Origin of the sequence: Mesorhizobium sp. M4A.F.Ca.ET.020.02.1.1 (genome assembly GCF_004022645.1) — a bacterium.
GTDB lineage: Bacteria > Pseudomonadota > Alphaproteobacteria > Rhizobiales > Rhizobiaceae > Mesorhizobium.
Genome location: NZ_RZOI01000460.1, coordinates 1 through 5031, shown reverse-complemented (window position 1 = coordinate 5031; position 5031 = coordinate 1). Strand labels below are relative to the sequence as shown.

The window sequence follows — 5031 nt, the reverse complement described above, 5'->3', positions numbered from 1 at the left end:
GGCGCCGCCGGCGACGGCGGGCCGGCCGAGCGCGGCCGCGATATCGGGTCCGATGCGGAAATCCTCGGCGTGAATGAGGGCGCCGTCCTGGCGGACACGCCAGCGGTCGTGGAAATTGCCCTGTGTCGTCCTTTCGCCCATGGCCAGGCGACCGAAGACGGTGGCCTCCAGCAGCAGCGCCTCGGCGTCGGCGGCAAGCTCTACGTCGAGGCTGCGGGCGAAAGCCGCCCGGTCGAAGACGATGGTTTCCTGCGGCAGCCAGGCGAGGCGGCCCGCTTCGCCAACATCGAGCTTCACCCGGATTTCGGCGCGGTCGGATGCGGCGCGATAGACCTTCTCGCAGGCCTGGGTGGTGATCGAGGCCGAAGCGCCGGCGCCGACTTGCACCTCCCAGGCGAGGCGGTCGCCGCCGGTCAGGCCGCCGGCGGGGTTGATCAGCACCGCCTCGAGCGGGTCGGCGGCGGTGGCCGGCATACGGATCTTGGCCGATCCATCCTGATAGAGGCGCTCAAGACGCGTACGGCCGCCCTTGTTGCCGCAGAAAAGCCTGGCTCGCCCCGCAACACGTTGCGCAGCCGGTGCTGAAGTCGAAACAGGGTTCATCATGTTCATGCCGCCAACGTTAAGCACTCCGGCGGCTTTGTCGATATATAGCTTGTTGCTTGACAGCGTTTCGGTTTCTATAGAGGGAGCCACCTTGGAATGGTCATGCAACGCCAGGCGGGGCATGAAGCGACGTCGACGAAGCGAATCCGGGGATAAAGGGGCGCTGGACAGTTGGCGTCGGGAAACGACAAAGTGGGGAAGAGACCGAATGGCTGATCAGCTGGCGACGGAAATCATCGCGAAGATCAAGGCTCATGCCGAGCCGGGCGGCGAAGAGATCACCACCAACACCGAACTGACCGCGCTGGGCATCCATTCACTGGAATTGACCGAGATCATCTTCGATCTCGAGGAACAGTACGGCATCGAGATCGAGATGAACACGGTCGATGCCTGGAGCAATCTGAAGAATGTCGGCGACATGGTCGAGGCGGTTCGCGCGCTGATCGCGAAAAAAGCCTGACCGCATGCTGAAACGCGTCGTCATCACCGGCATCGGCGGGCTTTGCGGCCTTGGCACCAATGCCGCCGCCATGTGGAGCGAAATGCGCGCCGGCCGCTCGGCCATCGGTCCGATCGATAATCCGCTGCTGCACGACCTGAAGGTCAAGATCGGCTGCGAGATCAAGGAACTGCCGGAGCACGGCATCGACCGCAAGCAGCTCGTGTCGATGGACCGTTTCAGCCTCCTGGCGGTGATCGCGGCGCGGGAAGCCATGCAGCAATCGGGATTGGCCACGCATGCGGACAACACCTACCGGATGGGTGCGGTCGTCGGCGTCGGCGTCTGCGGCTTCGAGGCGATCGAGGAGAACTATCGCGCCATCCTGATCGAAAAGAAGAACCGCGCCGGCATCTTCACCGTTCCGAAAGTGATGCCGGGCGCAGCCGCCGGCCAGGTCAGCATGAATCTCGGCCTGCGCGGACCGGTCTTCGGCGCCACCTCGGCCTGCTCCTCGGCCAACCACGCAATCGCTGCGGCCGTCGACCAGATCCGGCTCGGCCGCGCCGACGTCATGGTCGCCGGCGGCACTGAAGGACCACTGGTGTGGGGCGTGCTGAAGGGCTGGGAAGCGCTGCGCGTGCTGTCGCCCGAGACCTGCCGGCCGTTCTCGGCCGACCGTCAGGGCCTGGTGCTTGGCGAAGGCGCCGGCATGGCGGTGCTGGAAAGCTATGACCACGCGATGGCGCGCGGCGCCACCATCCTTGCCGAAATCGCCGGCGCCGGCCTCTCCGCCGACGCCTCCGACATCGTCGCGCCGACCATCGAGGGACCGGAAGCGGCGATGCGCTTCTGCCTTGTCGACGCCGGCCTCAATCCGGAGGATGTCGACTATCTCAACGCGCACGGCACCGGCACCAAGGCCAACGACCAGATCGAGACGGCGGCGATCAAGCGCGTCTTCGGCGAGCATGTGCGCACGCTCTCGGTCTCCTCGACCAAGTCGATGCATGCGCATTGCCTCGGCGCCTCCGGCGGGCTGGAAATGATCGCCTGCGTGATGGCGATCCGCGACGGCATCGTGCCGCCGACCGCGAATTTCCGCGAGGCCGACCCGGATTGCGATCTCGACGTGACGCCGAATGTCGCGCGCGAACGCAAGGTGCGCACAGCGCTCAGCAACAGTTTCGCCTTTGGCGGCACCAATGCGGTGCTGGCGTTCAAGGCGGTCTGATAGCGTCGATCCCTGCCGGCTCATTTTTCGTTGACGGTCCGCCCCGCGCAACCGTGGCCGGCATATTGATCGAGGCGGACCCCGCGCCTAATTTTTGGCGACCCGCCACGACCCCGCCGTTCAGCGTGCATTCCCGTCCAGGAGCCTTCGATGACCGACCTGTCCGCCTTTCCGATCGCCAAGCGCTGGCTGGCCAAGTACCCCGAGCGCATCCAGCTCTATTCATGGCCGACGCCCAATGGCGTGAAAGTATCGATCGCGCTGGAGGAGATCGGCCTGCCCTACGAGCCGCATCCGGTGAATATTGGCAAGAACGAGAGCTGGACGCCGGAATTCCTGTCGCTCAACCCCAACGGCAAGATACCGGCGATGATCGATCCGAACGGCCCGGGCGGAGAGCCGATTGGCCTGTTCGAATCCGGCGCCATCCTGCTCTATCTCGCCGACAAGACCGGCAAGCTGATTCCCGCCGATCCCATCCGTCGCTACGAGACGATCCAGTGGGTGTTCTTCCAGATGGCGGCAATCGGGCCGATGTTCGGTCAGGTCGGCTTCTTCAACAAATTCGCTGGACGCGAGATCGCCGACAAGAGGCCGCTGGAGCGCTATCGCGACGAATCGCGGCGGCTGATCGGCGTGCTCGAAACCAGGCTCAAGGGCCGCAGCTGGATCATGGACGACGACTACACCATCGCCGACATCTCGATGCTCGGCTGGGTACGCAATTTGATCGGCTTCTACGAGGCGCGCGAGCTCGTCGGCTTCGACGATTTTCCGATCGTTGCGGCATGGCTGGAGCGCGGATTGGGGCGCCCGGCGGTGCAAAAGGGACTCACCATCCCGGCAAGGGGCTGATCCAGCTCGCCTGGAAGCGATCTCTCCGCCTACTTCGCCTTGGCTTTCGCGCCACCCTTGCCAATCACCGAAGCCGCGAGCCGCGCTGTGGCGGCCACCGCGCCGGTTGCAATGCTTGCCACGGTGCGGATCGGGCCCGACTTGGCGGCCGCCGGCTTGTGCGATTTCGGCGCCTTCACGGCGGCCTTGTGCACCGCGCCCGGCACCACCTTCTTGGGCGCCGCCTTGCCGAAGGCTGGCTTGGCATCCTTCGAGCGCTCGGCGATTGCCGGGCCGGCGCCGGTTTTCGCTTGGGTGGCCTTGCGCGGAGCTGCCTTGCCCTTGACGGGTTTTCTTGTGCTGGTAGCCATCGGACGAGTCCTTCAAACGACACAATCAGGATGTCGGCATAACGACCGGAAAGTCTTAAGGTTCCGCTCGGAAATTGCTGCAAATTGAACGAGTTCGCCTTAGCCCGGTTCGCCGATGACGAGATCGGCGACCCGCCGCCGGGCCAGCACGCGATCGATGTTGGGCATGTCGTTGGAGGCGATCCAGGCGCGGGCGTCCTCGTCGGAGCGACCATGGCCGCGCCAGCGCTCCATCAGGCGGCGCTCGAGCTCGCCCCGCGGCACGTCGACGAAGATGGTGAAATCGAACAGAGGCGCCAGACGGGACCAAGGCTCCTCGTCGAGCAGCAGATAATTGCCCTCGACCAGGATGAACTTGGTGTCGGCGCCAATGATTTCGGCCGCGGCGCGCGACAGTTCCATGCTGCGGTCGAACACCGGAATGGCAATGTCCGGCTCGCCCGAACGGATGCGCTTCAGCAGCGTCTCGAAGCCGCCGAAATCGAAGGTTTCCGGGGCGCCCTTGCGCCAGCGCAGGCCACGGCGGTTGAGCACGATATCGTCAAAGTGGAAGCCATCCATCGGCACGACTTCGGAAGCGCCTTCCGGCAGCAGGTCATGCAGCCTGCCGGACAGGGTCGACTTGCCGGCGCCCGGAGGTCCGGCGATGGCGACGATGAAGCGCTTGGCCTTGCCGGCGCGCTTGAAGATGGCGGCTGTGATATGGGCGATCTCGGACATCGGCGCCTTTCCGGTAGCGATTTTCGGCCACATCTTGGCGGCAGTCGGCGGAAATTTCAAACCCGCGCGGGATGCCCGGCGCTCAGGCCGGAACCGAGCGGCCAAGGCGCAGGAAATCCCCGTCGAAGGCGATCTCCCGAACCGTGCCGTCGGCACCGGCGATGCGCATGTGATCGCGCGCGGTCTCAAAGTCGCCCTGCGGCTCGCCGTCAGAGAAAGGCACGGCGCCGATGACGTGGCGGAAGGAAACGCTGCGGCCTTCGGCAAGCGCAAAGGCGGTGGCGACGCCTTCGCGCTTCAGCCAGTTGTCGCCGAGCGAGGCGGCATGGCCGACCGCGGCGCGGCCGTCCTCGATGCCGAGCACGCCGAGATGGCGGCCACTCCACGGCGCATAGTCGCGGCCGCCATTGCTGAACCACAGCATGGTGATGGGCAGTTCGGCCGCGTTTTTCAGCACCAGAACAAGATCCTGCTCGGCATGGCGCGCCAAAGCCGTCCAGCCCGGCCCGCCATGATCGGCCTCGACCAGCGTCAGGAAATCCTCGCGCCTGTCCTCCATGCGGTAGTCGGTGAGATCGGCGGTGCCGCCAGCGGCGGTGGGAAAATGCCGGAGATCGGCGGAGCGTGCAGGATAGGCGAGCAAGAAACGGCCGCGCGCCGGGTCGGGCTCCAGCGGGTCGGCCGGACTCGCCGCGTAGCGTTTCGGCGAGAAGGCGAGAGACCCGCCACCGCGCATCACCGTCATTGGATGGTGGGCGACGGAAATGGCGCCGGCGCCGCCGAAAAAGACATGCTCCTGATAGAGGAAGGGGTGGTTGTCACGC

At 65.5% G+C, this 5031-nt stretch carries 7 protein-coding genes; 3 read left to right on the top strand and 4 right to left on the bottom strand.

What is annotated here, in order from left to right; all coding sequences use genetic code 11:
* Positions 1-606: urease accessory protein UreD (locus EN742_RS24105; protein ID WP_128333362.1), on the bottom strand; the 606-nt coding region annotated here is incomplete at its 3' end.
* Positions 607-814: 208 nt separating this feature from the next.
* On the opposite strand from EN742_RS24105, the gene EN742_RS24100 reads away from it, so the two are divergent.
* The 3 genes from EN742_RS24100 to EN742_RS24090 all read left to right on the top strand — a co-directional run bounded on the left by EN742_RS24100 (position 815) and on the right by EN742_RS24090 (position 3137).
* On the top strand, positions 815-1069 hold the full coding sequence (locus EN742_RS24100; RefSeq protein WP_126057058.1) for an acyl carrier protein: 255 nt from the start codon (positions 815-817) through the stop codon (positions 1067-1069).
* A gap of 4 nt (positions 1070-1073) precedes the next feature.
* The gene (locus EN742_RS24095) at positions 1074-2282 is read left to right on the top strand and encodes a beta-ketoacyl-[acyl-carrier-protein] synthase family protein (protein ID WP_126057059.1); all 1209 of its coding nucleotides are present in this window, start codon (positions 1074-1076) and stop codon (positions 2280-2282) included.
* Between the two features lie 150 nt (positions 2283-2432).
* Complete coding sequence (locus tag EN742_RS24090) at positions 2433-3137, top strand: glutathione S-transferase N-terminal domain-containing protein (protein WP_127405987.1); 705 nt, start codon at positions 2433-2435, stop codon at positions 3135-3137.
* Between the two features lie 29 nt (positions 3138-3166).
* Here the strand turns inward: EN742_RS24090 and EN742_RS24085 are convergent, their stop codons facing one another.
* From EN742_RS24085 to EN742_RS24075, 3 genes are all read right to left on the bottom strand, one after another.
* Positions 3167-3487 carry a hypothetical protein gene (locus tag EN742_RS24085; RefSeq protein ID WP_126057061.1) on the bottom strand — a complete coding sequence of 107 codons (321 nt, stop codon included), beginning with the start codon at positions 3485-3487 and terminating at the stop codon, positions 3167-3169.
* Positions 3488-3586: 99 nt separating this feature from the next.
* The gene (locus tag EN742_RS24080) at positions 3587-4207 is read right to left on the bottom strand and encodes a nucleoside triphosphate hydrolase (RefSeq protein ID WP_126057062.1); all 621 of its coding nucleotides are present in this window, start codon (positions 4205-4207) and stop codon (positions 3587-3589) included.
* 82 nt (positions 4208-4289) lie between these two features.
* Positions 4290-5031 (bottom strand): hypothetical protein (locus tag EN742_RS24075; RefSeq protein WP_128333361.1); only part of this gene is annotated, 742 nt, incomplete at its 5' end.

Excerpts from the sequence above, each read along its gene's own strand:
- EN742_RS24100 (WP_126057058.1), top strand. The coding sequence starts at position 815 with ATGGCTGATCAGCTGGCGACGGAAATCATCGCGAAGATCAAGGCTCAT.
- EN742_RS24095 (WP_126057059.1), top strand. The coding sequence starts at position 1,074 with ATGCTGAAACGCGTCGTCATCACCGGCATCGGCGGGCTTTGCGGCCTT.
- EN742_RS24090 (WP_127405987.1), top strand. The coding sequence starts at position 2,433 with ATGACCGACCTGTCCGCCTTTCCGATCGCCAAGCGCTGGCTGGCCAAG.
- EN742_RS24085 (WP_126057061.1), bottom strand. The coding sequence starts at position 3,487 with ATGGCTACCAGCACAAGAAAACCCGTCAAGGGCAAGGCAGCTCCGCGC.
- EN742_RS24080 (WP_126057062.1), bottom strand. The coding sequence starts at position 4,207 with ATGTCCGAGATCGCCCATATCACAGCCGCCATCTTCAAGCGCGCCGGC.